Genomic DNA, 26,242 nt, shown 5'->3' with positions numbered 1-26,242 from the left:
TAACGTCGGCGCTCGATCGGACCCATCGTTCTCGCGGGGCTTCTGCCCGCCAACCGGCGGAATCAGAGGCCGCTGTAGCTGTGCAGACCCTTGAAGAAGACGTTCACGACCGCGAAGTTGAACATGACGGCGCCGAAGCCGATCAGGGCGAGCCACGATGAGCGCGCTCCGCGCCAGCCGCGCGTCGCGCGGGCGTGGATGTATCCGGCATAGATGACCCAGATGATGAAGGTCCAGACCTCTTTGGTGTCCCAGCCCCAGTAGCGGCCCCATGCCTTCTCGGCCCAGATGGCGCCGGCGATGAGCGTGAACGTCCAGAGCACGAACCCGACGAGGATGACCCGGTAGCTGAGCACCTCGAGCCGATCGGCGTCGGGCAGCGTCGTCATGAAGCGAAGCTGGCGGACGTCGCCGCCGCGCGCCTCCCGGAAGGTCTGCAGGAGCTGTGAAATGGCGAGCCCTGCGCCGAACGCGAAGAACCCGGTGCCCGCGATTGCGACGAACACGTGGATCACGAGCCAGTACGACTGCAGCGCCGGCACCAGTGGCACCACCGGGACGTAGTAGTTGACGGTCGCAACGCCGAGCAGAATGAGCATCAGCCCACTCATGAACACGCCGAGGAACCGCAGGTTCTGCCACAGCTGCACGAGCAGGAAGATCGCGACCATGAGCGCGGTGCCGGTGAGCGAGAACTCGAACATGTTGCCCCACGGCACGCGGTCCGCCGCGACACCGCGCAGGACAACGGCACCGACGTGCACGATCAGTCCGAGGATCATCATCGCCATGCCGACGCGCTCGAACTTGGAGCTGCGTCGCTCTGCCCGCTTGGGCTGGGCCTGCACCCGCTCGAGCACGACCGTGCCGCCCCGAACCGTGGCGACGGTCTCGGCGGTCTGCTGGCCCTGCTGCGCCGCAGCGCCAGAGGCAGCGGCGTCAGCTTCACCCGCTCGGTGTGCGACGTCCAGGGCGAAGGCGATGAACGCGATCACGTAGATCGCCATCGCCGAGTACGTCAGCACGAGCGAGTACTCGGCAAGAGTCGTCGTCATGTCGCTCACTGGGGCATCCTAACTCCGAGGTCTGACACGTGCTTGTTGGCGATGTCGGCCACCGCGCGCTCGAGGTTCGGGTCTTCCCCGCGGGCAAGACCTGCGTATTCAAGGTCGTATCCGTCCTCATCGTCGCCCCGACGGACTGCTTTCACCCAGATCCGCCGACGGGGAACGAAGAGCGACGTGAGGAGCCCCGCGACCGCCAGCAGCGCAAGGCCCGCAACCCAGACCTGCGACGGATCGTGGTGGATGTCGAGCGACACGTACCGCTTGACCCCGTTGAACGTCACCGACCCGGCGCCGTCCGGCAGCTTCGAGGTCTGCCCGGGCTTCAGCTCGATGCTGCCGTGCTTGGCCTTCGTGCCGGCGATCTGCGTCAGACCCTTCGTCGACAGCTGGTACACGCTGACGGGAACGCCGCTGTCGAGACCGAGATTGCCGGTGTACACCTGCAGGCTCAGCAGGGGGTTCTCCGTGTCCGGGTACGCGGATGCGTACGCGCCGGTCGACTGCTTCGTCGCCGTGGGATAGAAGAAGCCGATCATGCCGAGTTGCTTCGGCTGCGCGTCGGGCACCTTGATGACCCCGAGGGACGTGAAGTTGGAGTCCTGCGGCAGGAACGGAACGACGTCATGGAAGGCCACGTTTCCGTGACCGTCCCGGACGGTCACGTCGACGGCGTAGCCGTTGCCCAGCAGATACACGTTCGAACCACCGATAGAGAGCGGGTCGTTCGAACGGATGTCCGTCGTCCGCGGGGCGCCGTTCTTCGTCCGAACGGTGACGTTCGCGTCGTAGTTCAGCGGCTGTCCGAGGGCGTTGAGGTTCTTCTCCTCGTACGTCGTCGTGAACTTGTTCAATGTCAGGTTGTATCCGGGCAACTGCGCGTCGCTGAACCATCGGCCCGGGTTGAACGAGTCATAGGCGCCGATCACGTTCGTGAACGTCTGCCCTTCCACCAGGAGTCGCTGCCCCGTGTAGCTGAAGCCTCCGCCGATGCCGACGGCGATGAGAACGCCGACGAGCGCAGCATGGAAGACGAGGTTGCCGGTCTCGCGGAGGTACCCGCGCTCGGCGCTGACCGAGTCACCGAAGCGCTCGACTCGGTACCCGCTCCGCCTGAGGCGCGCCATCGCGCGGTCGATCGCCAGAGACGCCGGAACCGGGGTCGCGCCCTCCGCGAGCATCGTGTTCGTGTCGACCGGAATGGACCGGAACCCCGCGAGTCGACCGAGGCGAGCGGGCGTGCGCGGGGGCTTCGTCCGGAGGGCCTGCCAGTGATGCTTCGTGCGCGGGAGGATGCAGCCGATCAACGAGATGAACAGCAGGAGATAGATCGCCGAGAACCACACCGACTGGTAGGTGGTGAAGAGCTGCAGGCTGTTGAAGATCGGATACAGCTTCGGGTGGTCGACCTGGTACTGCGCCACACCGTTCGGGTCGGCCTCACGCTGCGGTACGAGCGAACCCGGGATGGCCGCAAGCGCCAGCAGCATGAGCAGGAAGAGCGCCGTGCGCATGCTTGTGAGCTGTCGCCAGAAGAACCGGAGATACCCGAGCACATTGAGCCGCGGCTGCGTGATCTCCGCCGCATCGGATTCCTGACCTGCGCCGTCGACGTGGTCGGACGGGCGCATCGGGTCGGTGAGGGCCGCGACGGACTCGTCCTGAGCCTCCGTCGTGGTGCCGCGGTCATCAGACGAGGGGGACAAAGCTCTGGATCACCGCCCCGATGCTTGTCATGAGAGCAGTCCACAGGCCCGTGACCATGAGCAGTCCGATGACGATCAGGATCGCGCCTCCAATGATGTTGACCAGTCGCATGTGCCGCTTCACGGCGCGAATCGCCCCCGAAGCCCACCCGGCGCCCAGCGCGACCAGCAGGAACGGGATGCCCAAGCCGACGCAGTATGCGACGCCGAGCACGGCGCCCTGCCACACGCTGCCGGACTGGAAGCTGAGCAGATTGATCGCCGCAAGCGTCGGTCCGATGCAGGGGGTCCAGCCGAGCGCGAACACGATGCCGAGCAGCGGCGCGCCGATCAGCCCGGTCCGCGGGGTGATCCCCCACTTCATGGTGCGCTGCAGCACGGTGAAGCGGCCCACGAAGACCAGACCCATCGCGATGACGACGATGCCCATGAGCTGGGTGATGAGGTCGCGCCACCGGATCAGCCAGAATCCGACAGCGCCGGCGGCCGCGGATCCGGCGACGAACACCACCGTGAATCCGAGCACGAACAGAAGCACTCCGAGCACGAGGCGCCCACGACCGGAACGATCCGGTCCGGCGACGCCGCCGACGTATCCCAGGTACCCGGGAACGAGCGGAAGCACGCACGGAGAGAGGAACGAGACGACTCCGGCCAGCAGTGCGACGGGCACGGCGAGGGCGAGCTGCCCGCTGAGGATCGCGTCGGCGAACGGATTGGTTGTCATGGCGTCAGCTCGCGCGGCCGGCGAGTGCGTCGGAGACGAGCGTGTCGAGAATGCTCTGTCCGTCGATCGCGCCAAGGACGCGGGCGGCGACCCGACCCTGCTTGTCGAGCACGATCGTCGTCGGCACCGCGTTCGGTGCGATCGCGCCCGAGAGCGCGAGCTGCATCGTGCCCGTCTGCGCGTCGAGCACCGTGGGATACGGGATCTGGAAGGTGCGATCGAACGCTGCGGCGGTCCCAGCCTCGTCACGGACGTCGATCCCGACGAACTCGACGCCTTGACCGTGGAAGGTCGCGTACGACTGCTTCAGGTACTTCGCCTCCGCACGGCACGGCGGGCAGCCGGCGTACCAGAAGTTCAGAACGACGACCTTGCCCCGAAGCGCGGCGCTGCTGATGGGTGAGCCGTCGGTGGCCGTCGCCGAGAACGTCACCGGCGCCTTCCGCTCATCGAGCGCGATCTCGGACACGGCGCCGGTCCCGGAGATGTAGTTCTGCGTTGTCCCCTTGCCGTACTGGGCACTGAGGTCCTTGTTGGAACTCGACGCACAACCCGCCAGCGCGGTGACCGCGATGAGGGCGGTGCTCGCGGCAAGCACGGCCCGCACTCGTCTTCTGATGACTGCTCTCACACCGCTCCCAAATCGATGGCCCGGTCGCGGAGACCGGCCGCGGGATCCGCGTACGCGACCTCCCGGAAGTCGATTCCGCGGGCCGCGGAACCGGACACGTGCTCGAGCGTGGTGATGCTCGAGAGGTCACAGCGCCGTTGCCGTGGGTCATGCCAGAGATGCTCTCCGGCTAAGCGGAGATGGGTGGTCCAGATGGGCAGCTGATGCGAGACGAGGACGACGTCACCCTCAGGAACACTGCGCCATGCGCTGTCGATCGCCGCGAGCATCCGGCTCGCGATCGCGGCGTAGGGCTCTCCCCAGCTCGGGCGGAGGGGGTTGGCGATCCAGGGCCACTCCCGTGGGCGCGCGAGCGACCGCTTCACGAATCCCGGAGGTTGCCCCTCGTAACGGTTTGTCGGTTCGATCAGGCGTTCGTCGGTGGCGATCTCGAGCCCGTAGCGTTCGGCCCACGGGGCCGCCGACTCCTGGGTACGCTGCAGCGGCGACGCGACGATGCGGCGAACGTCGTGCCCCTCGGCGAACCACGCTTCCGCGGCCGCAGCGGCCATCTGGGCGCCGAGCTCGCTGAGACCGTAGCCCGGGAGGCGCCCATACAGAATGCGCTGCGGGTTGTACACCTCGCCATGCCGGACGAGGTGGAGACGGTTCGCAGGCATGGCGTCCAGTGTAGGTCGGTCTCCCGGGCGAGACCTCGTCGCACCTGTGAGAGTGCGATGTGGAGTCACTCAGTGAGGTACCGCGCGGCCGATAGACTCGGTGACCGTGATCGAACGCACCCGAATCGCCGAACTCGCCGCGTTGCCGGACGGGCCCGTCTCCGTCGGCGGATGGGTCGAGACCGTCCGCGATCAGAAGAAGGTGCAGTTCGTCGTTCTTCGCGATGAGTCGGGCGCTGTGCAGCTCGTCAACCCGGCGACGCGGGAGGCCGACGCGGACGACCCGGACGCCGCCGAGCGACTTGCGGTCACCGAGCGCATCGCGACACTCGCACACGGATCCTTCGTGCACGTCGTCGGCACGCTCAAGCATGACGAGCGCGTCAAGCTCGGCGGGATCGAGGTCCGTGTCGGCGCGCTCGAGGTCGTGAGCGCGGCACTGCCGGAGACCCCGATCGCCGACGACTCCTCCCTCGACAAGCGACTGGACTGGCGCTTTCTCGACCTTCGGCACCGCAAGCAGAACCTGATCTTCCGCACCCAGACCACCCTCGAGCACGCCTTCCGCTCGTACTGGGTGGACCGCGATTACGTCGAGATCCACACGCCCAAGCTCATGGCGTCGCCTTCCGAGTCCCGGGCAGAACTCTTCCAGCTCGAGTACTTCGAATCGACTGCCTACCTTGCGCAGTCGCCGCAGAACTTCAAGCAGATGGCGCAGCCGGCCGGGTTCGGCGCAGTCTTCGAGATCGCCGACGCCTTCCGGGCAGATCCGTCGTTCACGTCGCGCCACGCGACGGAGTTCACCAGTGTCGATGCCGAGTTCTCCTGGGTCAGCTCCCATGAAGACGTGATGCGGATGCACGAGGAGCTCCTCGTGACGGGGTTCCGCGCGGTCCAGGACAAGTACGGCGATGAGATCCGTGATGTCTTCGGCTTCGAGCTCGTGGTGCCGACGGCTCCGTTCCCGCGGATTCCGTTGGCGGAGGCACGGCAGATCGTCGCGGACAGTGGATACGTCATCCCTCGCGCCGATGGGGACCTCGACCCGGAGGGCGAGCGCCGCATTGCGGCATGGGCGAAGGAGACGCATGGCTCCGAGTTCGTGTTCGTGACGGACTACGACGCCACGATCCGCCCGTATTACCACATGCGGCATGCAGACGATCCGACCCTCACGAACAGCTACGACCTGATCTTCAACGGAGCCGAGATCGCCACAGGCGCGCAGCGCGAGCACCGCGTCGATGTCCTGACGCAGCAGGCCATCGAGAAGGGGCTCGACCCCGCAGAGCTCGGCTGGTACCTGGACTTCTTCCGGTACGGCGTCCCGCCGCACGGCGGATTCGGTATGGGTCTCGCTCGCGTGCTCATGCTGATGCTGCACGAGCCGTCGATCCGCGAGGTCACGTACCTGTTCCGCGGACCGACGCGGCTCACTCCGTAGTCGGGATCTCCGCCCAGTCGATCGCCGCGCGCGACGCGACGAGGGAGCGGATCTCGGCCGCCGCCTCCTGGTGACGGGGATGAACCTGGTACGCCTCAAGCCCGTCGACATCGTCGAATGTTGCGATCACGGCGATGTCCCCGTTGTGTTCGACGTCAGGGATATTGCGCACCGTTCGAATCGACCGGAGGCTCTCGACGACCCCGTCGAGTTCGGTCAGGAGGCTCGTGATCCGATCGAGCGCAGCCTCCCGTTCGATCTCGGGTCGGAGTGTCCAGATGACGACGTGGGTGATCATGACGCGGCTCCAGCCCGGTCGAGTGCCGCGACGAGCCGTTCCTCGTCGACGAACCAGTTGCTATGGACTCGTCCGTCGATGAGGACGACTGGGATGTCCTCGGCATATTCCTCGCGGAGCGCTGGATCGTCGAGGATCGACTGCTCGGTCAGGGTGACGCCGGGATGCCGTCGAACGACCGACTCGACGATCGGTCGAGCATCATCGCAGAGATGGCACCCCGGCTTCGTCAGAAGGGTCACGGACGGCATGAGGCCAGCGTAGCGCCGCGTCGTCGGCGTCTGACCGGATGCGCACCCCGGCCGAGCATGGCACGAGAGCGCGATGACCCGGCAGTGCGGACCGAACGAAAAAAGCCCCGGAGGTCCGGGGCTTTCTGCGGAAGCGCTGGTGCTACTTCTTGTTGCGACGCTGGTGGCGCGTCTTGCGAAGCAGCTTGCGGTGCTTCTTCTTCGCCATGCGCTTGCGACGCTTCTTGATGACTGAACCCATACGGACCTCACTGACGACATGTTGCGGAAACCGCCGGTCGGGGGGGACCGCGGAAAAACAACCTTCCCGAGCTTACCGACTCACCGGAGCGATGTCGAACGGGATGCTGGGCAGAGCGGGGTGCCGCTCAGCCGGCGTCCGCGATTCCGGTGCGGAGCACTTCCGCGACCGCGGATTCGGGAACGCGGAACGACCGCCCGAACCTGATCGCGGGGAGCTCCCCCGCGTGAACCATGCGGTAGACGGTCATCTTCGAGACACGCATCATCTCGGCGACCTCAGCGACGGTGAGAAATCGCACGTCGTCGAAATTGGCGCTCATTGTTCGCTTTCGGGTAGCTCGGGTGACAGCGATTGTGGACGCCACGGCTGTGCACGCTCAGTATGTGACCTGAGTGGTCTCTGGCAACTGTAGGGGCGCGTGAGTCCGGCTGTCTAGTAGGTGATCAGTCCTCGTCTGCACGCTTGCCGAGCCGCCGTCGCACCGGCTGGACGACGCGCTCCCAACCGTGCTGTGCTCCCGAGAACGCGGCCGTGGCGCGGTAGGACGCCTCGGCCATGACGCGGCCCAATTCCGCACCGACCTCGAGGGTCGTTCTCCCGGTCTGAGCGGCACGTCGAATCGACACGGGCTGTCCATCCGGCGTCCACGCGGTCGTCGCCGGCGCACCGTCGGCGTCCACGGCACTCGTGAATGGCGCAATCCATTCCTCGAGTGCGACGAGCGGCTCCGGGTCGAGGCGGTAGTAGCGGTGCTGCCCCTCCTCGCGGGTCGAAACGAGCTCGGCCTCCCGCAGCACACGCAGGTGCTTGGACACCGTCGGCTGGCTGATGCCGAGCCGTGCGACGATCTGGCCCACGCTGAGTTCGCCGCCGGTGACGTCGGAGTCGTATGACTCGAGCAGCACCGCGAGCAGCGACCGCCGCGTCGGGTCGGCGATGACGCTGAAGATGTCGGCCATGAGCACAGGCTAGTGACGCGGCGCCCGAGGCGGCATGATCAGTTCGACTCCGCCAACTCGACCGCGCGGGCGATCGCAGCCTCCGAAGCGCGAACGAGCAGCGATTCAAGGTCCGCGGTCTCAAGGACGGCGATGGCCCGTTCGGTGGTCCCACGCGGACTGGTGACCGCCCTGCGCAACGCAGCGGGATCCGGCGACTCCGTCGCCGCGAGCAGTTCCATCGCCCCTCGAACCGTGCCCTGCACCAGGACCGCAGCCTCCGCCGGCGTGAATCCGAGCGACACGGCAGCGCGTTCCCACTGCTCGATGAGCAGGAACACGTACGCGGGGCCCGACCCGGACACCGCGCTGAGGGCATCGAGACGCGGCTCTTCGACCCGCACCACGCTTCCGGAGGCGGAGAACAGTGCTGCTGCCTCATCGACGGCGGCGGGGTCGGCTCGTGCACCGGCGCTGAGGCCGGTCACTCCGCGTCCGACAGCGACCGGCGTGTTCGGCAGTGCCCGGACGACCCTGATCGACGGGGGCAAGAGCGCTTCCATCGTGGCGGATCGAATACCGACCGCGACACTGACGACGATCGCATTCGGCTCGAGCGCGTCAGCGATCTCGCGAAGAAGGTCGGCCACGGCGAACGGCTTCACACCGAGGACGACCAGCCGGGCACCCTGTACGGCCGCGCGATTCGCGTCGGCATCGTTTTCGACGGCGCTCGCATCGACGCCGAGGGCGCGGAGACGCTCGGCTGAAGCGGCGGTCCGTGTGGTCGCGCGGAAGCGATCTGCCGGTGCCCCTGCCGCAAGCAGGCCACGGAGGATCGCACCGGACATGGAGCCGGTGCCGAGGAACGCGGTGCGCGCGAACGCACCGTTCATCGCGTCGTCGGTCATCCCGAAAGGCTACCGGGCCCCGCACGTCGACTTGCCTGCGCGCTCAGCTGTGCGGATCCGCGGCCAGTTCCGTTCACCAGGGCACGGCGTGCGTGCCAGAGCCTGCCAGGATGGACGCATGTCGGTGCTTCTGTCGGTCTTCCTTGTCATCCACTTCATCGGCCTCGCTGCCGTCATCGGATCGTTCCTCTTCCAAGTCCGACGCAAGGGCGGCTTCGACACGTTCTGGATCATCGCCGGCCTGATCACGCAGCTCGTGACCGGCCTGATCATGATGGGCATCATCGACGCGACGCAGCACGGAGGCGCGAATCACGCGAAGCTCGGAGTCAAGCTCGTCATCGCCGTGATCGCGCTCGTGCTCGCGTACGTCGCTCGCGCACGCCAGAAGCGTGCGGACGCAGGCACCGCGTCGGAGAAGGCTGCGCTCCCCTTCTTCCACTCGGCCGGCGCGCTCGCCATCGTGAATGTGATCATCGCCGTCTTCTGGAACTGAGCCGTCGGACGGTCGTCCCGAGTGGGCGCGGACGCGCGGGGTGGCTCGGACCTATCGACGCTCCGCGAAGAATCCATCGAGGAGGGCGATCGACGCCGCCTCGAGGACTCCGGGAATCACCTCCGCTCGATGCGGAAGCCGCCGGTCGCGGAGGATGTCGTAGACGCTTCCCGCCGCTCCCGCCTTCGGATCCCACGCCCCGAACACGACCCGCCGGACCCGCGCAGCGAGAATCGCTCCCGCGCACATCGGACACGGCTCAAGTGTGACGACGAGCGTGCACCCATCGAGATGCCAGTCGCCGAGCGCTGATGCGGCGGCCTGGAGCGCCAGGATCTCGGCGTGCGCGACCGGGTCACGCCGCGCCTCCCGCTCGTTTCGGCCGCTGCCCACGACCGCACCCGACGGGTCGAGCACGACGGCCCCGACCGGCACATCGCTCGAGTCATCGCACGCGCGCGCGAGCTCGAGCGCGGCCTGCATCGGCGCGACGAACACTCGCCCAGCAGGGGTCTCCACAGCCACTCCTGACCGCCCCCGCCGGGGCACGGGGACCTGTACCGTTGAGCCTATGCGAGTCCATGTCGCCGACCACCCGCTCGTCACGCACAAGCTCTCGGTGCTCCGCGACCGGACCACCCCATCGCCGACGTTCCGGGCTCTGACCGAAGAACTCGTGACGCTCCTCGCGTACGAGGCGACGCGCAATGTGCGCGTCACCGCGACCGCCATCGAGACCCCTGTCGCCAACACGGTCGGCGTCGCGATCGCCAAGCCGCGACCGCTCGTCGTTCCGATCCTCCGCGCCGGTCTCGGCATGCTGGAAGGCATGGTCAAGCTGGTCCCGACCGCGGAGGTCGGGTTCCTCGGCATGGCCAGGAACGAGGACACGCTGCAGCCGCAGACCTACGCGGAGCGACTGCCTGACGACCTGTCCAATCGGCAGTGCTTCGTGCTCGACCCGATGCTCGCGACCGGCGGCACACTCGCGGCCGCGATCGAGTTCCTCTTCGACCGCGGTGCGGTCGACGTGACCTGCGTCTGCATCCTCGCGGCACCCGAAGGACTGTCCGCGGTCGAAGCCGCGGTCGGTGAGCGCGACGTGACGATCGTGCTCGGCGCGTTGGACGAGCGTCTCAATGAGCAGGGCTACATCGTCCCTGGCCTCGGCGATGCGGGCGATCGGCTATACGGGCTCGCCGTCTGAAGCCGTACGGGCTCGCTGTCTGAAGCCGTCAGTTCTGGCGCGTGCCTCCGTGCGATCGGTCGGCCGCCTGGCGCGTGCCTCCGTGCGATCGGTCGGCCGCCTGGCTCGTGCCTCCGTGCGGTCGGTCGGCGGCCTGGCTCGTGCCTCCGTGGGATCGGTCGGCGGCCTGGCTCGTGCCTCCGTGGGATCGGTCGGCGGCCTGGCTCGTGCCGTCCGCCCGGACGGTTGACAGCGCCTTGGTATACCGAACATACTCGTCGCTATGACTGCATCCGTGTCCTCTCACACCCTCATCGAGGCGCTGAGGACGACCGGCATGATGATGCCGGCGATTTCGGTCATGCGTTGTCGAATGTGTGCCTGATCGGCGCCCGTTCCAGCCGGATCCCCCGCGGTACCACCCCCGCCGCGCGCGCGTGATCCCTCGGATGCCCCGCGTTCGTCACTCGTGACGGCGCGCGTCGGCAGCCGCACTCCCTCGCCCGACGAGTAGGTCGTGACGAGGTTGACGCATTCGACGCTTCGGCACACCAATGCCGCATTCCCGGAAGAACCCCATGTCGCTCACGCTCGATCAGCCGCGCAGCCGCACTCACTCCCCCGTCCCTCAGCCCGGATCCCCGGACACCACCTCGCGATCCCCCATCCGGCCGCGTCCCGCTGACACCACGGTGCCCGTCAGTCCGATCGTCGGCGGCCCCCAGCCCGCTACCGTCGGCCCCCAGCCCAGGAGCGTCCCTGGCGCCCAGCGGCCCCGGAATCGAACGCTCCCCGAAGGCACCGAGGCTCGCGGGTTCGCACTGTACGTCGGCATCGACGAGGCGAAGGCGGAGGCGGCGGGAACGTCGCTCGCGGCGATCGTGGAGCAGCTCAAGGCCCTGCTCGGAACACTCGCGCCCTCGGCCGAGACGTACGCAGCCGTAGCCGTCGCCGCGGAGGGCTCGGGCGGTCGCGACGTCGACGTTGTTCGGCTCGCACTGCAGGACCGGTCGGCGGTCGCGGCGCGCCGGGAAGCGGAGAAGCCGGAGCCGGAAGAGACCGGCGTGGTGATCGACATCTCGCGCAAGCGTGTGACCCTCGACGGGCACGTTGCGACCCTGACGTACAAGGAATTCGAGCTCCTGCAGTTCCTCGTGCTCCGCGAGGGACGGACCGTCGACCGCCAGGCCATCATCGAGGGCCTCTGGTCGGACGGCGAGGAAGAGCCGCCGAACGAGCGAACCATCGACGTGCACGTGCGACGGCTCCGTGCGAAGCTCGGCGCGTTCGAGGAGATCGTCCGCACGGTCCGCGGTGTCGGTTATCGGTTCGACCGGCATGCGGATGTGGCTGTCCGGTACTCCTCGACCCCCTCGCCCGACGTCTTCTGATCGTTCCGTGGGCCTCATAGCGAACTCGCAGCGAAAAAGAGCAGCCCGGGCCTCCCGTCCGTTACCGAGTCGTTATATTCTCATCGTGCAGTCGCCGTTTTGCTGTGGCGGAGGCTGTGGAATGTGATTGCAGGAAACTCTTGGTGCAAAGGGAGAGGGTCGGCCACCACCTCGGTGGCCGGCCCTCATTGCGTCCCGGCACGCGAGCCCGACGTCACGGCGCACCGAGCGTTCGGGCGCCAGCCTGTCAGCACAGTGCGCCTGCTGTCGCGGCGCACCGAGCGTTCGCGCGGATAGGGTGGGGAACTCCAGCGAAAGGAGCGGCTCATGAGCGACAAAGCCGGGGCCGTCGCCGCGTGGGAGTCCCTCTTCCGAGCGCAGGTCACGGTCATGCGCGCGCTGAACGCGGACTTTCCGTCGGGTGAGCTGTCATTCAACGAATACGACGTCTGCTTCAACCTGTCGCGGCAGCCGGACCGCCGGGCGCGAATGCGCGACCTCACCGAACATCTTCTCCTCACGCAGCCGAGCGTCAGTCGGCTCGTCGACCGACTCGTCGCGCGCGGCCTCGTGGAGAAGTGTCCGGACACCGCCGACGCGCGCGGTGTCGTGGTCCGTCTCACCGCGCTCGGGTACTCGCTCTATCGATCGGTGGCCGTTCGTCACGCCGCGACCATCGCCGACGTCGTCGGAGGCGCACTCACTGACGATGAGCTCGCAACGCTCGAGCGGCTGACCGACAAGCTGCGCCACGGCGTCCCCGCCTCGTTGACCCGGCAGTCCACAACGGCCCCGCAATCGGATCCGTGCCGATGAGCGGATCGATCGTCTGGCTCCGAGAAGACCTGCGACTGGGCGACAATCCGGCACTTCGCGCTGCGATCGAGCTCGACCGCCCGGTCACGGTCGTCTGGATTCTCGACGATGTCAGTCCGGGTGTGCGTCCGGCAGGCGCCGCGAGCCGTTGGTGGTTGCACGAGTCGCTGACACGGTTGGCGGACGAGCTCGACAGCCGCGACTCCCGACTGATTCTGCGCCGTGGACCGGCGGCGCCCATCATCGGCGAACTCGTCGAGGAGACGGACGCGGAAGCCGTGTTCTGGAATCGGCGCTACGGCCAGGCTGAACGCGGGATCGACGCCGAAATCAAGACGCGCCTCCGGGACGAGGGCCGCACGGTCCGCAGCTTCGCGGCGAACCTGTTGTGGGAGCCGTGGACACTGCGAACGGGCCAGGGCGACCCCTTCAAGGTCTTCACGCCGTTCTGGAATGCCGCGCGGAACGCGACGCCACCCCGCGAGCCCCTCCCGAAGCCGAGAGCCATTCCGCGCCCTCCGCACGGCATCGCCTCCGACGACCTCGACTCGTGGGAGCTGAATCCCACGCGTCCCGATTGGGCGTCGACGATGCGCACGGTCTGGGAGCCGGGAGAACTCGGTGCGCACCGACGATTCCACCGGTTCCTCGACAACGGTCTCGACGACTACGACCACCGCGACGAGCCGGCGCGGTCGGCGACGAGCGCCATCTCGCCGCACCTGCGCTGGGGGGAGATCAGTCCGTTCCAGATCTGGCACCTCGTCCAGGAGGCGCGGCACGCGTCCGCAGCGCACCGTGCGTCGTTCCTGCGGCAGCTCACGTGGCGGGAGTTCAACTGGCACGAGTACTTCCACGTCGACGATCTCGCGACCCGCAACGTGCGGGCCGAGTTCGATCGGTTCCCGTGGCGCGAGCCAGACGACGATGTCGTACAGCGGTGGCGGTCTGGGCGGACCGGGTTCGATCTCGTCGACGCCGGAATGCGCGAGCTGTGGGCGACCGGGATCATGCACAACCGGGTTCGGCTCGCCGCGGCGAGCTTCCTCGTCAAGAACCTGCTCGTCGACTGGCGCGTCGGCGAGCAGTGGTTCTGGGACACCCTCGTCGATGCGGACCCGGCGAACAATCCCGCGAACTGGCAGTGGGTCGCCGGGTCAGGGTTCGATGCTGCTCCCTATTTCCGGGTCTTCAACCCGGATCTGCAAGCGAAGCGGTTCGACCCGGACCGGCGGTACATCGATCGGTGGTTGCCCACGGACGAGGAGCGACCGGAGCCGATGGTCGACCTCAAGGCATCGCGTCAGCGCGCGCTCGACGCGTACGACCGCATGCGGCACGCATGACGCCGACCAACGCGCGCGGGGGCACGGCCGACGCACGCAGGGGCCCGGCCGGCGCACGCGGGGGCCCGGCCGACGAGCGCATCGAGCGCATCCGAGCGGCCGCGGACACACTGTTCCACGAGCGGGTGCGTGCGCAGTTCACTCCGTCAAGCGCATGGGCGGTCTTCGATCGGGGCGGAGTCATCGCATCGGGTGGCGCCGGAGACCGGGGCGACGGACGACCGCCGGATGCGCGGACGGCGTACCGCATCGCCTCCTGCACGAAGAGCTTCACCGCGGCGGCGATCATGCTGCTCGTCGAGCGAGGGTCTGTTGCCCTGGACGACCCGATCACGGCATGGGTGCCCACGTTCGGCCGCGTTCGACTCCCCAGCGCGGATGCGCCGGTGCCGACGCTCCGTATGCTCGTGACGATGTCGGCCGGATTCCCGACAGACGATCCCTGGGCGGACCGACTCGAGTCCATCGACGACGACGCGCTCGACGCGATCCTCAGCGACGGGCTGCTCTTCGACAGCGTGCCGGGAACCCGGTTCGCCTATTCGAATCTCGGCTACGCGCTGCTGGGGCGCGTGGTCGGCGTGGCCTCGGGCATCGGCTACCACGCGTTCGTCGAACGCGAGCTGCTGCGACCGCTCGAGCTGACCGACACGGCCTTCAGCGCACCCAGCCGCGTGCCCGTTGCGGTTGGACACCGGCCGGTCGGCGACGGGCGTTTCGAATCGCTGCCCTGGACCGGTCCCGGCGCGTTCTCGAGCATCGGCGGTCTGTTCTCGACGACAGCGGACCTGGCGCGGTGGTGCGGGTTCCTGGCGGACGCGTTCGCAGACTCGGCAGTACCGGTCGCAGAGCAGGGCGATGTCGGACCGTCTCGGGCTGCTCGGCGGGCGATGCAACAGGCGGCGAGGACGATGCCGAAGGACGCGAGGAGCATCGGGTACGGCTTCGGCCTGATGGTCGAGGAACGTCCGGGCATCGGGACGGTTGTCTCGCACTCCGGTGGGTATCCGGGGTACTCCGCGCACATGCGCTGGTCGGTCGAGGACGGCATCGGCGCGATCGCGTTCGAGAATGCAACGGGCGCGCGCGTCATCGACGCGGCCGAGCAGCTCCACGATGCGTCGCTCCGGATCCTGCGCGCGACCGACCCCGTGGGCGACACCTCGATCGGCACAGCACGGGTGCTCGACGCAACGCGACGCGCGCAACTCCTGACCATGCGCCTCCTTGCCGACTGGAGCGACCGCGCCGCCGACGACCTGTTCACCGCGAACGTTCGGCTCGACTGCCCCTACGACGAACGCCGCCGCCGAGCCGCGGAGGCGTTCGCTCGCGCGGGGATCGGTGCTGCTCGGAGCGGTGCCATCGACGAATGGAGCGAAGCGCCGACGCACCTGGCGTGGCGATACCCGGGGTCCAACGGCTCAGTGGTCGTCGCGATCCGGCTCGCTCCGCCGATGTCGGGGAGAGTGCAGGCGCTGACGGTCGACTGGTCATCTGAGGGGTCCGCTGCCTCCTGACCGGCCCACGGTTCGGCATTCAGAGTTTCGTCGCTAATATATGAGTTCCCCATCCGGTACCTCGAGGAACTCCATGCCCCGCAAGCCAGACCCGACGCTGAAGCCCGCCATCATTCGGAAAGTCGCCGAGCATCTGCGAACCACTCCACTCGAGTCGGTCTCCGTTCGCAGTCTCGCGCAGGTGCTCGGCACCAGCGCGTATCCGGTGGTCTACCACTTCGGAAATCGCGCCAACCTCATTGACGCGATCGTGGTCGATCTCGCCGACAACACGCGGTCCGCCGCCCTTGACCCCAACGGCGATCAGACGGCGTTGGCCGCGTTCCTTCTCGACGCGTATGGGGGTCTCGATGACCCGGACCGCGCACTCGCCGCCCGGCTCGCGTTCGAGGTCGGCGCAGTAGCGGCACTCACGGGCCGAGCCGTCCACCGCACGCTGCACGAGCGCGACGTCACCACGGTGACGGCATGGTGCGCAACGCGCGTGTCAGACCCCGTCGCGGCACGAACCATTGCGGAACGGATCGTCCTCGCCGCGCGCGGAGCGCAATGGGGTGCGCTGCTTGACGACCGGTTCGATCTCGACGGAGCGCTTCGAGCGGTGGCGCACACGGCAGACGAGCGCTGGCACGCGGCTCCAGACCAGAACGGCGTCACTGCCACCGCTCCGGGCGCCGCTGCGGCGCTCGCCTGACCATCAGAGACACTGGCGACACAGCGATGGCCACCTCTGCACGCGGCGGCCATCGCTGTTGCCGGGTCGGCACCGCTCGGCGCCGACCTTGGACGTGCCGATTGTCAGACGGTGACGAACTGCTGCGACTTGGCGTTCGCGAATCGCTTCGCCACGTTCTCCCAGTCGACGATGTTCCAGACGGCCTTGATGTAGTCGGCCTTGACATTGAGGTAGTCGAGATAGAACGCGTGCTCCCACATGTCGAGCATGAAGATCGGCACGAGGCCGAGCGGCACGTTCGCCTGCTGGTCGAAGAGCTGGAAGACACTGAGCTTCTGCCCCACGACATCCCAGGCGAGCACCGACCATCCGGAGCCCTGGATGCCCGCGGCGACCGCCGCGAAGTGCGCCTGGAACTTTTCGAAGGAGCCGAAGAACTCGTCGATTGCGCTGGCGAGCTCGCCTTCGGGACGCTTCGTTTCCGGGCTGAGGTTGGTCCAGAAGATCGAGTGGTTGACGTGACCACCGAGGTTGAAGGCGAGGTCCTTCTCGAGCTTGTTCACGTTCGCGAGGTTGCCCGACTCGCGTGCCTCCGCGAGCTGCTCGAGCGCGGTGTTCGCCCCGGTAACGTATGCCTGGTGGTGCTTGTCGTGGTGCAACTGCATGATCTTGCCGCTGATGTGCGGCTCGAGCGCTGCGTAGTCGTACGGCAGGTCCGGCAGTGTGTACTCAGCCATGAATGGTCCTTTCGTGTGGTTGGACGTCAGTTCGTCCCGGAACTCAGGTGAGCCGGGAACGTTCGGAGAGCGAGTGGAACTCGCGGTGGTGATAAACGAGCGGGTCGCCCCGGTCGGTGCCCAGCACGATGTCGAGCACCTCGGCGACCACGACCGTCGAGCTCTCGATGGGAGTCGTTGAGAGCGGTCGGCATCGAAGCACCGACGCCGCGGCGGGAAGATACCAGTCGCCTGTCGGCAGGGTCGCCCAGACACCGGGCTCGTCGATGGTCGGAGCACCAGTCGACGCGAATCGGCGGGCGAGTTGCACGCCGCCGCTGTGCATGAGGTGGACGACGAACACCGGAGCGCCGAGGATCGCGGCCGCCGAGCCGGAATTCGTCGAGAGCGAGAAGACGAGCACGGGCGGGTCGAGTGCAACCGACGCGACGGAGGATGCGGTGAGTCCACGGGGCCCGTCAGACCCGTCAGCGGTGATCACGGCGACGCCCGCCGGGTGTGCTCGGAACGCTGCACGGTAGGCATCCGCCAGGTTGGATGGCGCGGGTGCGACTGCGCTGGGCGTCTGCCCCTGATCGACGTCAGACATAACCAGGTTCTCGAGTGGACGGCGCCCCGAAGGGCTCGGCATCATGACGTTTCCGTCACCCCTCCACCGTAGAACCTCACGGGCCCCGCTGATCAGCCGATTCGGAGATTCAGCGAGCGTGCCGCAGCGTGAACCAGCTCCAGACCGAGCATGCAAGCATCAACGCCGCCGCGACCCCGGCGGTGATCGTGACGCCCGAATCGAACGCTGCCCGCGCGGACGCGGCGAGCGCCTGCCCGAGTGACCCGCCGAGCGCGTGCGCCGCATCGATCGCTCCGCCGAGTGTCTGGGCCGCCGCCGCCCGCTGCGCGCCAGTGAGACCACTGGGCACGGCAACACCCATCCGATACATCGTCGTGAGGATCGTGCCGAGCACTGCCGTCCCGAGGACGGCGCCGATCTCGTACGCGGTCTCGGACATCGCCGATGCGGCGCCGGATTTCTCGGGCGGTGCGGTGGCGACTACGAGATCGTTCGTCACGGTCTCCGACGCACCGATACCGATGCCGAGCAGCACGAACGCAATGGCGATCCCGGCGACAGTGATCTCATGTCCGAGCAGTGCGACGAGCATGTTCGCGGCGGCAGAGAAGAGGAGCGACACCGAGACCACCCACCGCGGCGCCACCCTGGCAACGACGGGCACGACGCCGAGCCCTGCGACGATGCAGAGCACCGACCCGGGGATGAGGACGAGCCCCGCGTCGAACGGGCCGAGGCCGGCGACCAGCTGCAGGTGCTGCGCGGTGAAGAAGAGAAAGCCCGTGAGCGAGAACATCCCCGCCATGTTCACGATGATGCTTCCGGTGAACGGGACGCTCCGGAGCAGCCGCAGATCGAGCATCGGCGTCCGAGCGCGCAGCTGGCGCCGCACGAACAGCGTTCCGCAGACGACACCGACGACGAGCGCCGCGAACGCCGCGCCACGCATGGTCGGATCGGTGACGGTCTTGATCGCCCAGGCGGTGGGGGTCAGCGCGCCAAGTGAGAGCGCCATGCTCACCAGGTCGACCGGGCCCGGATTCGGGTCGCGCGACTCCGGGATGAAGATCGGTGCGGCGATGAGCAGCACCACGAGCAGAGGGACCGCGACGAGGAACACGCTCCCCCATGCGAAGTGCGCGAGCAGGACGCCGCCGATGAGCGGACCGAGGGCGTTGCCTGCGGCGAACATCGTCGACCAGACTGCGAGCGCGGTACGCCGCTCCGCGCGGTCCGTGAACACGTTTCGGATGATCGACAGCGTTGCCGGCATCAGCATCGCCCCGAACACTCCCATGCCGACGCGCGCGAGCACGAGCATGGAGGCGGCGACCGAGAACGCGGCCACGGCGGAGAACGCGGCGAACCCGCTCGCGCCGATCAGCAGGATGCGACGTCGGCCGATTCGGTCACCCAGGCTCCCCATGATGACCAGCAGGCCGGCGAGGACGAGCGGGTAGGCGTCGACCATCCAGAGGAGGGTTCGGGCATCGGGCCGCAGTGCCTTCGAGATCGCAGGCAGCGCGAAGCTGAGGATCGTGTTGTCGGTCGAGATCAGCAGAACCGGCAGCATCAGCACCGCAAGCGCGCCGAACCGCCGCGCGCGGCCGGAGCGGACCGGGCGCGCGACGGGAAGCGACAGCGTGGACAGCGACACGGGACTCCAAACCGAAACGATGACGAACGACACGATGATGCGGACGGCACTCGGAGCACGGCCCGGCGAATGCGCGCGCATTACTGTACCGTCTGGACGGTTTGGCTGGCAAATTGCCGCCCCGACGCTCCGATCCGTCGGCGGCGAATCCGTAGACTGCCGGAATGGCGAGCGCGCGGGACAGAATCCTCGATTCCTTCGTCGCGATCGTCTGCGACGACGGCGAGCGCGTCGCAACGCTCGATGCCGTCGCCGCGCGCGCCGGCGTCTCGAAGGGCGGCCTGCTCTACCACTTCGGTTCCAAAGCGGCGCTCGTTGATGGCCTTTGCGACCGCCTGTCGGATCTCTCGGCCGCCGACGTTGCGAAGATGCGCTCCGCCCCGGACGGCGCGGCGCGCTACTTCGTCCGCAACTGCCAGTTCGTCGGCAGCGAGTTGGACCTCGCGCTGCTCGCGGCGGCGCGGCTCCAGCAGGCTGGATACGAAGAAGCCCGACGAACGCTCGACGAGACCGAACATGCGTGGCTCGAAGCGCTCGTCGACGCGCTCGGCGATGTTCCAACCGCGCAAGCGGTGAAGCTCATGGGCGATGGCCTGTACCACGCCGCGGCGCTCGGCTCGGTACACGCACCGGCTGCCCCTCTCTCACCCGTCGACGTCGTCGACATCGAACGCCTTCTGGAGGTCGTGGACCGGCTGATCGCGAACGGCCCGGCCGCGTAGGTCCGCCGGCATCCTGTTCGCGGCCGGCGCCGCCGAGCATGGGGACTAGACTGGGCTCTCGAACAACCGCTCATTCCGGAGGTGCCCGTGGGACGCGTCGTCGCCGCAGTTTTCTCGATCCTGCTCCTGCTCGTCGCGATGTACCTCTTCGCCTTCGCGTTTCAGGTGGCGAGCGGTCAGGCGTTCGTGTTCTTCGGTGGCATCATCCTCATGGCGATCTCGTTCGCGCTCCCGATTCACGTCTTCAGCCGCCGCTGATCTCCGGCTCCGTTGCCGATCTCCGGCAACGGTCGCTGATTCCCCACATCGGTCGCTGCTTTCATCGCGCCGAGTCTCGAATGCCTCGGAGGGTGACCGCGGTCGCGATCGCAGCGTGAGCGGCTTCAGCGCCCTTGTCCTCCTTCGAATCGGCGAACCCGACACGGTCGATCCCCTGCTGCTCATCGTCGAGTGTCAGCACCCCGAAGCCCACAGGCTTGCCGGTGTCCAGCGCGACGCGGGTGAGGCCACTCGTCGCCGCATCCGACACGAAGTCGAAGTGCGGCGTCCCGCCCCGGATAATTACACCGAGCGCCACGGCCGCATCCGCACCGGCGTCCAACGCCGCTTTCGTCACGACCGGCAGCTCAAAGCTCCCGGGAACCGGAATGACCGTCGGCGTGGCGCCAAGGCGTTCGATCTCGCGGAGCGCGCCCTGCAGCAGCCCATCCGCGATCACCGCGTGCCATGATCCGGCCACGACCGCGACGCGAATCCCGCGACCATCGACATCGTCGCGCTCCGCCGCTCCGGCTCCGCTCATCGTCCACTCCCTGTCTCGGCAGCACGCGCCGCTGGCGCTCCTGCGACCCATTCGATCAGTGCGGCGATCGTGATGACCGGCACCTCCTCGCGACCCCCGAACTCGATGAGTTCCGGCAATCGCATCATCTCCCCATCGGCAGCGACGATCTCGCAGATCGCCGCCGCAGGACGGAGCCCGGCGAGGGTCACCAATTCGATCGCCGCCTCGGTGTGGCCGGCACGTTCGCGCACTCCGCCTGGTCTCGCCCGCAGCGGGACCACGTGCCCGGGTCGGTGGAGATCGTCTCGGGTCGACCGCGGGTCCGCGAGCACGCGCAGCGTCCGGGCCCGGTCGTGCGCGGATATCCCCGTCGTCACGCCCGATGCCGCATCCACGGTGACGGTGTAGGCAGTCTGTCGGACGTCCTCGTTCCGCTGCACCATCGGCGGAAGGTCCAGGGCGTCCGCGATCGACCCGCTGAGCGGCGCGCAGATGAACCCGGACGAGTGCGCCACCGTCCACGCGACCCACTCGGCAGTGGCCGTCTCCGCGGCGAACACGATGTCGCCCTCGTTCTCACGGTGCTCGTCGTCGACGACGATCACCGGACGGCCCGCACGGATGGCGACCAGCGCCTCCGGAATCGTCGCCAGCCGGGAGGCGCTGGTCGGCGAGCCAGCGTCGGTGTCGGTCATCGCGCCTCCAGACGGAGCATGCGAGCGACATGCCGCGCGAGCACGTCGGTCTCAACGTTGACCAGGTCTCCGACGCGGCGCTCGCCGAAGGTCGTCGCGGCGAGCGTCTCGGGAATGAGGTTCACCTCGAACCACGCTGTCTCGGGGTCAGCCGATTCCGGAGCCACTGCGCTCACGGTGAGACTGACACCGTCGAGGGCGATCGACCCCTTGTCGACGACAAGCGGAGCAAGTGCCGGATCGAGCGTGAGGCGAACGCGACGCCACTCGGCGCCGTTCTCGATCTCGACGATGCGCGCCGTCCCATCGATGTGCCCCTGCACGATGTGCCCGCCGAGTCGGTCGCCCACACGAGCGGCCCGCTCGAGGTTCACGTGGTCGCCGACGCGCAACGCGCCATGCGCGCTCATCGCGAGCGTCTGCCGCATCACGAACGCCGTGAAGGTCGTCGGTGAGTGCTCGACCACCGTCAGGCACACGCCGGAGACGCTGATCGAATCCCCATGCCGCGCGTCGCTCGCAGCCGTCGGGCCGGAAACGGTGAGTGCGATGGAGTCGCCACGGTCGTCGATACCGTCGACGACGCCGATTTCCTCGATTATGCCGGTGAACACGATGTCCTCTGTCTGGTGGGACTCCGGGGCAGCATCGACGGTCGGTCGCACGGCGAACGGCAGGGCCGTCGTCGTGAGCGCTGCCTCCCATCCGGACTTTCACCGTCGGTCTCGGAATTGCACCGAGTCAACCGCCGGCGGATTGCGCCGCCTGCGGCTCGTGGACTGTCACCACCGGTTCGGAATTGCACCGACCCCGGAGCGCTGTGCTAGGAACGATACCCCAGCGGGACTCAGTCGTGACCTGCGGGCTGGCGCTCCGGCTCGCGCGCAGGTTCCCGAGGGGCGGCGTCCGACCGGGACCGCAGCAGCGCGATCGACTGCCGGGCGGACAGCCCCGGCAGGTAGGCGCGAGCGACGGCGAGTCCGATGGCCGGCAGCGCGACCGGGTCCGGGAGCGCCATGACGAGCGGACGGAACTCCGGTCCGAACTTCGCTTTGAATCGAAGCAGCGACCGGAATCCGTAGACGGGTTCGAGCACATTCCCGACGATGTCGAGCGCTGCGTTGACGCCGCCGGCACCCGCTTCGACGCCGGCGAGCGGCGCGGCAGAGAGCCCGATGAACTCGAGCGACCGTTCTCGAGCATCCTCGACCGCGCGTGCAACGAGGAACTCCATCACGCCGTTCGGCGCATCGGGGAGGCGCCGCATGACGTCGAGCGTCCACCCGATCAGTCGACCATCCCGGAACGACGGCAGCCAGCTCGTCACCGCGAGGATACGGCCGTCCGCGTCGGCGGCGAACAGGGTCTCCACCTCCGGATCGTGCATCTCGTCGATGCCGCCCAGGGTGAAGCCCATCTCGGGCAGGTCGCGCGTCGCGACCCACTCCTCCGAGATCGACTCGATCTGACGAATCTCAGCCGCAGTGAGCTCGGTCCACCGACGCCGCTGCGCGGTGATACCCGCGCGCTGTGCGCGATTGACCGAGGTCCGGACGTCCTGCTTCCGCTTTCCCGACATCGTCCAGTCGGTGGGATCGATCACGGCGTCCTCCGCCACGGGGACGATCGACCATCCCCGGTCGCGAAGCGCCGCAACATCCGACGGGGCAACGCTGTAGAACACGGCGGTCCAGCCGATGTCGTCGCAGAATCGCGCGAACCCCTCCCAGGCTGCACTCCGCGCCTCCGGATATCCGAAGGGACCGCCGAGCGTCACCGCGACATGTCCCGTTCTGCGGTACGCGATCGCCGCTCGACCGTCGTCGCTGAACCAGAGATCGTTGCCTTCCCAGGTGGTCATCCACGCGAAGCCGTCCCCGCCGACGTGGACGAGTTCGCGCGCGGCTCGCGCGCTGCCAGGCAGGACCGGGCCGAGGCGCCGGTCCTCGCCGCCGTCCCGCGGTGTCCCCGCTCCGGTCGCCCAGGCGAGTGCGACGGCGATGACCACCCATTCGATGGGGCCGGCGAGGCCGACCGCGAGACGCAGGATCGGGTGGGCGTGGGCCGCCGTCGCGATAACGGAGGCCGGCGTGAGTGGGCCGAGCACCGCCAGTGCCAGCACGATCGGGTCGATCGTTGTCACACGAACGAACATCGCGACGACGACGACGGCTGCGGCCAGGACGATTCCGGAACCGACAACGACGAACGTGAACGTGCGAGCCCGATGCCGTGGCGTCGGGACACGGAAGTCTGAGCGCCGAATGATCAGCACGAGCGCGGTGGCGAGGGGAAGTACGACCGACGCAGCGAGCGAGAGCGAGACCACGAGCTGCTGGTCCGGCGGCGAGAGATCGATGTCGCTGACCGCTTTGCTCGGGGAGACGCCGTAGTAGATCGCCGTCGCGAGGCCGTTGAGCGCCTCGACGCCCACCACGGTCCAGAGTGCGAACCGACTCCCGCGCCGCAGACCGAATGCTCCGATCACGAGGACCGCGAGTGGCGCGATCCCGAGGAGGAACTCGACCGGACCGTGCACGTGGAAACTCTGGAGGCTCTGCACGCATTGGTCGGTGACCTGACGGACGCTGCACTGCGGGCGCGAGGCGACGGACCCACTTGCGACGACCGCTGCGACCGGCGCGAGGAGACCGGTTCGGGCGCGGGACACGAGTGCGACGACCGGTCCCACGGCGGACACGAAGACGACCGCCGCAAGCAGCACCCGGCTCTCCCGGTGCGAACTGCGGCGCCATCCGAGGCGCCGCGGCGACTTGCGGAGCATCTCGCCGAGCGCGATACCGGCGAGCGCTGCGAGCGTCGCGTACAGGTCAGACGCATGCCCCGCGTACAGGAGAAGTCCGAGCACAGCGACGAGCGCGATGACTCTGATGCGCCGGCGCCACAGCGCACCGGCGAAAGCGCTCGCGGTGGTGATGGTTCCGACGACAGCAGTCCACGGGTCGAAGCTCGTGGCGTGACCGAGGAACAGCGGACCCGGGCTTTGCGACTCGGTGTCGATCACGGTCGCCAACGCGCCGATGCCCGTTCCAACGACCGTGGTCACCAGGAACGCGAGCAGCGAGCGACGCCATCCCATGAGGCGCTCGGCTGCGCCGAGGATCACGACAACGCCGAGCACCGTCAGAAGAAATGATGCGACACTGCTCGAGACCGCGACGACGGCGAAGGATCGCAGCGGACTGACGGCGAGAAGCGGGTCATGCGAACCCGTGCTTCGCGTCGCCAGCCGAATCCAGAGATCGGCCGCACTGACCGTGACAACGAGGGCCGCGACGATCGCCGTGAACGGGTACCGCCGCACGAGCCCCGCTGCTCGCGCAGCGTTCGGAATCCCCGCGCGCTGTTGCATCGGAGCTATCGTGGCAGACCTTCGTGCGCAATCACCTTGAGCAGGCCGTGCTGCAACGAATATCGCACCGTGTACCAGTCGTGGGCGGTATGTGGTGACACGATGACCGCGGTTTGGATGCCGGCGGACACTGCGGCGTGCTGCAGCGCCTGCGTGGACTTTCGGTAGCGATGGTCGTTCTGCCCGACCGCGAACACGATCAGGTGGTCAGCGAACGGCTGATGCTCGCGCATCAGTGCGATCGGCGTCGCATCCAGGTAGCGCCGCATCGACCCGCCGTAGGCGGCCGTGACCGTCTGTCGGATACTGCCCTCCTGCTGCTGCAGCTCGCTGGAGATCGCCAACGCGCTCCCGAAGTCGTGCGGATCACCACTGAGGAACTGCACCGCGCAGGTGGCGCCCTCAGAGAAGCCGACAAGGCCCCACGAGTCGGGGGTCGCTGCGACGTTCAAGTGATGCTTGATCCAGTGCACGACGTCGGTGGTGATGTACGTTCCGCTGTTGCCGAGGGCCCGGGAATTGACGCACATCGGATTCCGATTGGGCGCGCCCAGCTGATCCGGGGCGACCACGATCGGAGCGAGTCCTTTGTGAGCGGCCGCGTACTTGTCGAGCTGTACCGCGAGCTGCCCGGACTGGAACATGTCGGACGGTTGGCCCGGCTGCCCGGACAGGCTGACGATGACTGGGAGCACGGGCGGATCGGCAACGCGCGCGGCCGGCGGCAGGTACACCACTGCGTCGCGCGCGTGGAAGCCCGAGACCACCCCCGGGATCGAGAGCCGAGTGAGCATGCCATGTTTCGGCATGCCGGTCGGCGGCGTCCACGCGGCGGCGTCCACGAGCGTGGCCCCCGGGCTCGCCGGGTGCTGCGACGCGAGTCCGACGGTCGGATACGGGTTGATCATCAGCGCCTGTTGGAGCGTGCGGTACGCCCCGAAGTCCACGTTGATTCCAAGGCCGGCGGCGAGCGCGACGCTGGCCAGCGACGCGACGGCGACGAGCCTCCGCTGCCGACCGCCCTGCACCATCGCTACGACGAACATCGCCGCGGCGGCGAATGTGAACGCGATCCACATCCGCTCGACAGGCGTGAAGGCGACACCGAAGGCGTCCTGAACGTCCCCCACCCACCAGATCGCGGTCAGCCCGACAGCCGCGCCGATCACGGCCGCGATGAGCAGGTTCCGCAACCGCCGCACGCGCACACGTGAAGCAGACGCGCGGTCGCGCTGGGACAAGAGCCGACGATCAAGGCCGAGATCGAGCAGCACCACAATCGTCGTCACGGCCGCAAGCGCATACGCGGGGACGAGCACCGACGGCGAGATGATCGGGATGTGGAGCAAGGACGAGAACACGATGGGCCTTTCGGTACCGCCTCATCGTCCCCGAT

At 67.9% G+C, this 26,242-nt stretch carries 29 protein-coding genes, 1 pseudogene and 1 riboswitch; of the genes and pseudogenes, 10 read left to right on the top strand and 20 right to left on the bottom strand.

From position 1 onward, the window contains the following. Positions 1-62: 62 nt before the first annotated feature. Genes ccsB through CAM01S_RS11590 form a run of 5 tightly spaced genes read right to left on the bottom strand, consistent with a single transcriptional unit; the run spans position 63 to position 4,787 of the window. Entirely contained in the window at positions 63-1,055 is a 993-nt protein-coding gene (ccsB, locus tag CAM01S_RS11610; RefSeq protein WP_066522254.1) for a c-type cytochrome biogenesis protein CcsB, read from the bottom strand. Positions 1,056-1,060: 5 nt separating this feature from the next. Further along, complete coding sequence (resB, locus tag CAM01S_RS11605; protein ID WP_066522251.1) at positions 1,061-2,695, bottom strand: cytochrome c biogenesis protein ResB; 1,635 nt, start codon at positions 2,693-2,695, stop codon at positions 1,061-1,063. A gap of 58 nt (positions 2,696-2,753) precedes the next feature. Further along, positions 2,754-3,497: a cytochrome c biogenesis CcdA family protein gene (locus CAM01S_RS11600; RefSeq protein ID WP_066521622.1), complete on the bottom strand. Its 744-nt coding sequence runs from the start codon at positions 3,495-3,497 to the stop codon at positions 2,754-2,756. A 4-nt stretch (positions 3,498-3,501) separates the two neighbouring features. Next, complete coding sequence (locus CAM01S_RS11595; RefSeq protein WP_245631631.1) at positions 3,502-4,095, bottom strand: TlpA family protein disulfide reductase; 594 nt, start codon at positions 4,093-4,095, stop codon at positions 3,502-3,504. A 29-nt stretch (positions 4,096-4,124) separates the two neighbouring features. Then, on the bottom strand, positions 4,125-4,787 hold the full coding sequence (locus CAM01S_RS11590; protein WP_066521612.1) for a histidine phosphatase family protein: 663 nt from the start codon (positions 4,785-4,787) through the stop codon (positions 4,125-4,127). A gap of 106 nt (positions 4,788-4,893) precedes the next feature. On the opposite strand from CAM01S_RS11590, the gene aspS reads away from it, so the two are divergent. Next, entirely contained in the window at positions 4,894-6,234 is a 1,341-nt protein-coding gene (aspS, locus tag CAM01S_RS11585) for an aspartate--tRNA(Asn) ligase (protein ID WP_066522248.1), read from the top strand. Here aspS and CAM01S_RS11580 read toward each other — a convergent pair. The 6 genes from CAM01S_RS11580 to proC form a co-directional block, all read right to left on the bottom strand. Further along, on the bottom strand, positions 6,224-6,532 hold the full coding sequence (locus CAM01S_RS11580; protein WP_066521607.1) for a Dabb family protein: 309 nt from the start codon (positions 6,530-6,532) through the stop codon (positions 6,224-6,226). The two genes, aspS and CAM01S_RS11580, sit on opposite strands and share 11 nt — an antisense overlap. Continuing rightward, positions 6,529-6,783 carry a glutaredoxin family protein gene (locus CAM01S_RS11575; protein WP_066521605.1) on the bottom strand — a complete coding sequence of 85 codons (255 nt, stop codon included), beginning with the start codon at positions 6,781-6,783 and terminating at the stop codon, positions 6,529-6,531. Before CAM01S_RS11575 ends, CAM01S_RS11580 begins: the two co-directional genes overlap by 4 nt. A gap of 142 nt (positions 6,784-6,925) precedes the next feature. Further along, complete coding sequence (locus tag CAM01S_RS14420; protein ID WP_003792170.1) at positions 6,926-7,024, bottom strand: 30S ribosomal protein bS22; 99 nt, start codon at positions 7,022-7,024, stop codon at positions 6,926-6,928. 127 nt (positions 7,025-7,151) lie between these two features. Then, entirely contained in the window at positions 7,152-7,346 is a 195-nt protein-coding gene (locus tag CAM01S_RS11570) for a helix-turn-helix domain-containing protein (RefSeq protein ID WP_066521601.1), read from the bottom strand. 124 nt (positions 7,347-7,470) lie between these two features. Further along, on the bottom strand, positions 7,471-7,986 hold the full coding sequence (locus CAM01S_RS15295; protein ID WP_083528019.1) for an ArsR/SmtB family transcription factor: 516 nt from the start codon (positions 7,984-7,986) through the stop codon (positions 7,471-7,473). Positions 7,987-8,024: 38 nt separating this feature from the next. Further along, positions 8,025-8,876 (bottom strand): pyrroline-5-carboxylate reductase, encoded by an 852-nt coding sequence (gene proC, locus CAM01S_RS11560; protein WP_157071547.1) that lies wholly within the window; start codon positions 8,874-8,876, stop codon positions 8,025-8,027. A 118-nt stretch (positions 8,877-8,994) separates the two neighbouring features. On the opposite strand from proC, the gene CAM01S_RS11555 reads away from it, so the two are divergent. After that, positions 8,995-9,372, top strand: coding sequence for a hypothetical protein (locus tag CAM01S_RS11555; RefSeq protein ID WP_066521595.1), 378 nt, complete (start codon positions 8,995-8,997; stop codon positions 9,370-9,372). A gap of 51 nt (positions 9,373-9,423) precedes the next feature. On the opposite strand, the gene CAM01S_RS11550 is transcribed toward CAM01S_RS11555, so the two are convergent. Then, positions 9,424-9,855: a nucleoside deaminase gene (locus CAM01S_RS11550; RefSeq protein WP_066522241.1), complete on the bottom strand. Its 432-nt coding sequence runs from the start codon at positions 9,853-9,855 to the stop codon at positions 9,424-9,426. A gap of 88 nt (positions 9,856-9,943) precedes the next feature. Between CAM01S_RS11550 and upp the strand changes: the two genes are divergently transcribed. The 6 genes from upp to CAM01S_RS11510 all read left to right on the top strand — a co-directional run bounded on the left by upp (position 9,944) and on the right by CAM01S_RS11510 (position 16,325). After that, complete coding sequence (gene upp / locus CAM01S_RS11545; RefSeq protein ID WP_066521592.1) at positions 9,944-10,579, top strand: uracil phosphoribosyltransferase; 636 nt, start codon at positions 9,944-9,946, stop codon at positions 10,577-10,579. A 671-nt stretch (positions 10,580-11,250) separates the two neighbouring features. Beyond that, entirely contained in the window at positions 11,251-11,949 is a 699-nt protein-coding gene (locus CAM01S_RS11530; RefSeq protein WP_083528018.1) for a winged helix-turn-helix domain-containing protein, read from the top strand. A 327-nt stretch (positions 11,950-12,276) separates the two neighbouring features. Further along, positions 12,277-12,765, top strand: a complete 489-nt coding sequence (locus CAM01S_RS11525; protein WP_066521574.1) for a MarR family winged helix-turn-helix transcriptional regulator — start codon at positions 12,277-12,279, stop codon at positions 12,763-12,765. Beyond that, on the top strand, positions 12,762-14,111 hold the full coding sequence (locus CAM01S_RS11520; protein WP_373277705.1) for a cryptochrome/photolyase family protein: 1,350 nt from the start codon (positions 12,762-12,764) through the stop codon (positions 14,109-14,111). The genes CAM01S_RS11525 and CAM01S_RS11520 overlap by 4 nt, the downstream gene beginning before the upstream one ends. Further along, positions 14,108-15,631: a serine hydrolase domain-containing protein gene (locus CAM01S_RS11515; RefSeq protein ID WP_066521568.1), complete on the top strand. Its 1,524-nt coding sequence runs from the start codon at positions 14,108-14,110 to the stop codon at positions 15,629-15,631. The genes CAM01S_RS11520 and CAM01S_RS11515 overlap by 4 nt, the downstream gene beginning before the upstream one ends. A 73-nt stretch (positions 15,632-15,704) precedes the next feature. Then, complete coding sequence (locus tag CAM01S_RS11510) at positions 15,705-16,325, top strand: TetR/AcrR family transcriptional regulator (RefSeq protein ID WP_066521565.1); 621 nt, start codon at positions 15,705-15,707, stop codon at positions 16,323-16,325. 104 nt (positions 16,326-16,429) lie between these two features. Here the strand turns inward: CAM01S_RS11510 and CAM01S_RS11505 are convergent, their stop codons facing one another. The 3 genes from CAM01S_RS11505 to CAM01S_RS11495 form a co-directional block, all read right to left on the bottom strand. After that, positions 16,430-17,044: a superoxide dismutase gene (locus tag CAM01S_RS11505; protein WP_066521562.1), complete on the bottom strand. Its 615-nt coding sequence runs from the start codon at positions 17,042-17,044 to the stop codon at positions 16,430-16,432. A 43-nt stretch (positions 17,045-17,087) separates the two neighbouring features. Then, complete coding sequence (locus CAM01S_RS11500; RefSeq protein ID WP_083527992.1) at positions 17,088-17,633, bottom strand: flavin reductase family protein; 546 nt, start codon at positions 17,631-17,633, stop codon at positions 17,088-17,090. Between the two features lie 109 nt (positions 17,634-17,742). After that, the gene (locus CAM01S_RS11495) at positions 17,743-19,353 is read right to left on the bottom strand and encodes an MFS transporter (protein ID WP_083527991.1); all 1,611 of its coding nucleotides are present in this window, start codon (positions 19,351-19,353) and stop codon (positions 17,743-17,745) included. Between the two features lie 83 nt (positions 19,354-19,436). On the opposite strand from CAM01S_RS11495, the gene CAM01S_RS11490 reads away from it, so the two are divergent. After that, positions 19,437-19,994 (top strand): TetR/AcrR family transcriptional regulator, encoded by a 558-nt coding sequence (locus CAM01S_RS11490; RefSeq protein ID WP_066521561.1) that lies wholly within the window; start codon positions 19,437-19,439, stop codon positions 19,992-19,994. Between the two features lie 87 nt (positions 19,995-20,081). Further along, the gene (locus CAM01S_RS14715) at positions 20,082-20,252 is read left to right on the top strand and encodes a hypothetical protein (protein ID WP_157071546.1); all 171 of its coding nucleotides are present in this window, start codon (positions 20,082-20,084) and stop codon (positions 20,250-20,252) included. A 61-nt stretch (positions 20,253-20,313) separates the two neighbouring features. Here CAM01S_RS14715 and ribH read toward each other — a convergent pair whose 3' ends face one another. The 5 genes and pseudogenes from ribH to CAM01S_RS11465 form a co-directional block, all read right to left on the bottom strand. Further along, the gene (ribH, locus tag CAM01S_RS11485; protein WP_066521559.1) at positions 20,314-20,796 is read right to left on the bottom strand and encodes a 6,7-dimethyl-8-ribityllumazine synthase; all 483 of its coding nucleotides are present in this window, start codon (positions 20,794-20,796) and stop codon (positions 20,314-20,316) included. 17 nt (positions 20,797-20,813) lie between these two features. Continuing rightward, positions 20,814-21,473, bottom strand: a pseudogene (gene ribB / locus CAM01S_RS11480) (3,4-dihydroxy-2-butanone-4-phosphate synthase); the annotation flags it as partial. Continuing rightward, entirely contained in the window at positions 21,470-22,087 is a 618-nt protein-coding gene (locus CAM01S_RS11475; protein WP_066522233.1) for a riboflavin synthase, read from the bottom strand. The gene CAM01S_RS11475 and the pseudogene ribB, both read right to left, overlap by 4 nt. 74 nt (positions 22,088-22,161) lie before the next feature. Then, positions 22,162-22,295: riboswitch (FMN riboswitch) on the bottom strand. Positions 22,296-22,320: 25 nt separating this feature from the next. Further along, positions 22,321-24,846: a bifunctional lysylphosphatidylglycerol flippase/synthetase MprF gene (locus tag CAM01S_RS11470; RefSeq protein WP_066521557.1), complete on the bottom strand. Its 2,526-nt coding sequence runs from the start codon at positions 24,844-24,846 to the stop codon at positions 22,321-22,323. Positions 24,847-24,851: 5 nt separating this feature from the next. Beyond that, on the bottom strand, positions 24,852-26,207 hold the full coding sequence (locus CAM01S_RS11465) for an alpha/beta hydrolase (protein WP_066521553.1): 1,356 nt from the start codon (positions 26,205-26,207) through the stop codon (positions 24,852-24,854). Between the last annotated feature and the right edge of the window lie 35 nt (positions 26,208-26,242).

Origin of the sequence: Curtobacterium ammoniigenes NBRC 101786, assembly GCF_001571045.1 — a bacterium.
Lineage (GTDB): Bacteria > Actinomycetota > Actinomycetes > Actinomycetales > Microbacteriaceae > Curtobacterium > Curtobacterium ammoniigenes.
The sequence above is the reverse complement of the archived record's forward strand: the minus strand, read 5'-3'. Positions and strand labels throughout refer to the sequence as shown.